Origin of the sequence: Sphingomonas sp. S6, assembly GCF_043498045.1 — a bacterium.
In the GTDB taxonomy this organism is placed as follows: Bacteria; Pseudomonadota; Alphaproteobacteria; order Sphingomonadales; family Sphingomonadaceae; genus Sphingomonas.
This window is the reverse complement of record NZ_JBIEOE010000054.1, coordinates 1-427: the sequence shown is the minus strand read 5'-3', so window position 1 is coordinate 427 and position 427 is coordinate 1. Positions and strand designations below refer to the sequence as shown.

The window sequence follows — 427 nt, the reverse complement described above, 5'->3', positions numbered from 1 at the left end:
ATCAGCTTGGCTTCGGTGGTTTCATTGCTATCGATCAGGTCGTAGGTGGTCTGGACACCCGTGCGCCGGGTGAACTCGGCCAGGGTGTCGTCGGCAATGTAGCCGCTCCAGTTGGCAATGTTGACCCGCTCTTCGGCCTGCACTGCCGCGGCCAGCAATGCTGAGGACAACAGGGCCACGCAAGTGTGCTTGATCATGGGATAGCTCTCTTGTTCTTGTTTGCGAGGTAGTTTGAATGTCAGCGTTCCAGCCGCGCGCGGCGTACTTCCCAGGCCATGCGCACCTTGGCGCCCAGGTCGAAGAACGGTCTGGGTGGCAGGTAGCCAGGGCTGGCCTGAGCCAGCACGTCGCCGAGCAACGGCGAGTCGATGCCGAGTGCCATTTCGACCAGCAAGCGGCCCCACAAGGTGCCGCGGGCAACGCCGGA

1 protein-coding gene and 1 pseudogene are annotated in these 427 nt (G+C 62.5%); both read right to left on the bottom strand.

What is annotated here, in order from left to right:
• Positions 1-197: pseudogene (locus ACGVWT_RS19210) on the bottom strand (spermidine/putrescine ABC transporter substrate-binding protein PotF); the annotation flags it as partial.
• A 41-nt stretch (positions 198-238) separates the two neighbouring features.
• The coding region (locus ACGVWT_RS19205) for a hypothetical protein (protein WP_394427837.1) at positions 239-427 on the bottom strand (189 nt) is incomplete at its 5' end.